The organism is Streptomyces sp. NTH33, assembly GCF_003236365.1.
Classification (GTDB): domain Bacteria; phylum Actinomycetota; class Actinomycetes; order Streptomycetales; family Streptomycetaceae; genus Streptomyces.
The window spans coordinates 1-1,865 of the sequence record NZ_POTZ01000798.1 but is presented as its reverse complement, the minus strand read 5'-3'; the positions used below and the strand labels follow the sequence as shown (position 1 = coordinate 1,865).

Genomic DNA, 1,865 nt, shown 5'->3' with positions numbered 1-1,865 from the left:
TCCCTCTCCTCTTCCTCCCTCCCCTCCCCTTCCTCTCCTTGTGCGCCCGGCACGGACGCCCCGGCCACGTGCGAGGTGCCGCACTTCGCGCCGGTGCGTGTGCGCGGCGGGCGATACGCGCTGCGCCGGTTCGTACGGCACCGCAGGCGGGCCGTGGCGGCCGGGCTCGCCGTCGCTGCGGCCGCGCTCGTGGCGGCGGGCCCGCGGGCCGCTTCGGACCCTCCTCGTGGCGGGCCGGCCCGTGGACATCCGGCGCCGGCCGACAGGGCGGACCTGGCATCCGGGGCCCGCGAGCCGGACGGCGAGCGGACGGTGACCGCGCCCGTGCGCATCGCGGACGCGGCCACGGTCCGGCTGCTGCGTCCCGGCGACCGGGTCGACGTGATCGCCGCGGAGGACCCGGCCGCCGGCGGGCGGGCCGAGGTGGTCGCGCGCGGCGCCCGGGTGGCGAAGGTCCCGGAACCCGTGGAGGAGGTGACCGGCAGCGGTGCGCTGGTCATGCTGTCGGTACCGCGCTCCACCGCGGCACGTCTGGCCGGAGCGAGCGCGACGGCCAAGCTGGCGGTGACCCTGTGGTGAGCCGTAGGTTGCGGAGCTGTTCGTTCCGCAACCCGCACGTTCAAGGAGGGGCTCCAGGTGAGCGAGAAGAAGGACCCGAGCGTCTGGCAGGGCTTCAAGGCCTTCCTGATGCGCGGGAACGTCGTCGATCTGGCCGTCGCGGTGGTCGTCGGCGCCGCCTTCACCAACATCGTCAACTCGGTGGTGAAAGGTGTGATCAATCCGGTCGTCGGAGCGATCGGCACCAAGAACCTCGACCACTACGACTCGTGCCTGAGCTCCGCCTGCGAGGGCGACCAGGGCATCCAGATCATGTGGGGCTCGGTGCTCGGCGCCACCCTCCAGTTCCTGATCACCGCGGCGGTGGTCTACTTCCTGATGGTCCTGCCCATGGCGAAGTTCCTGGCCCGCCAGGAGGCGCGGAAGAAGGCCGGAGAGGACGCGCAGGAGGTGCCGGAGGCGACCGAGCTGGAGGTGCTCAAGCAGATACGCGACGAGTTGATCGCGCAGCGCGGCGCGGGGGACCGAGGGCGGTAGCGGCCGCGGTCCGGTGAGCGGCGACCGTCGCGGTCCGGCGAGCGCGCGGGCTTCAGAGGTGGTGGGGCGGCTTCTCGTCGAGGAAGCGCTTGAGGTCGGAGGCGGCGTCGCCGTCCGAACGCTCGCCCCACCCACGGTCGGTGTCGTCCGTGGACTGCTGGTTCAGCGGGTCGTCGAAGACCAGCCCGGTCTTCGGGCCGCGCGGTTCGGGGGCGGGCTCCGGGTCGGGTTCGGGAGCGGTACTCATGTCTCCAGGGTACGGTCCGCGGCGGGCGAGGCCGTCCCGCCGCAGGTTTGGTCTCCGCGGGGGGGTGCGACGTTCCCGTTCCGCCGAAGGGGCCCGTGACGTCCCTCGTCCGGGGAGACTGACGCCCATGACAGTGGACGCTTTGACGGACGTCTCCGGTGTGCGGGTGGGGCATGCGACGCGTACGGGCGGCGGCTGGCTCACCGGCACGACGGTCGTGCTCGCGCCGGAGGGCGGCGCCGTCGCCGCCGTGGATGTGCGCGGTGGCGGCCCCGGCACGAAGGAGACCGACGCCCTCGATCCGCGCAACCTGGTGCGGACGGTGGAGGCGGTCGTGCTGACCGGCGGCAGCGCCTACGGGCTGGACGCCGCCTCGGGGGTGATGAGCTGGCTGGAGGAGCAGGGGCGCGGAGTGCGGGTCGGACCGGACCCTTCGCACGTGGTACCGGTGGTGCCGGCCGCCTGCGTGTTCGACCTGGGCCGGGGTGGTGACTTCCGGGTCCGGCCGGACGCGGCCACCGGG

General features: G+C 73.7%; 4 protein-coding genes. 3 read left to right on the top strand and 1 reads right to left on the bottom strand.

All coding sequences use genetic code 11. The features are described 5' to 3' along the window. The coding region (locus C1I97_RS36365) for a hypothetical protein (RefSeq protein ID WP_441349194.1) at positions 1 to 579 on the top strand (579 nt) is incomplete at its 5' end. Between the two features lie 57 nt (positions 580 to 636). Further along, positions 637 to 1,095, top strand: a complete 459-nt coding sequence (gene mscL, locus C1I97_RS36360) for a large conductance mechanosensitive channel protein MscL (protein WP_111007173.1) — start codon at positions 637 to 639, stop codon at positions 1,093 to 1,095. Between the two features lie 52 nt (positions 1,096 to 1,147). Here the strand turns inward: mscL and C1I97_RS36355 are convergent, their stop codons facing one another. Next, the gene (locus tag C1I97_RS36355) at positions 1,148 to 1,342 is read right to left on the bottom strand and encodes a hypothetical protein (protein WP_111007172.1); all 195 of its coding nucleotides are present in this window, start codon (positions 1,340 to 1,342) and stop codon (positions 1,148 to 1,150) included. Positions 1,343 to 1,469: 127 nt separating this feature from the next. Between C1I97_RS36355 and C1I97_RS36350 the strand changes: the two genes are divergently transcribed. After that, a partial coding sequence (locus C1I97_RS36350; RefSeq protein WP_181447083.1) for a P1 family peptidase occupies positions 1,470 to 1,865 on the top strand: 396 nt, incomplete at its 3' end.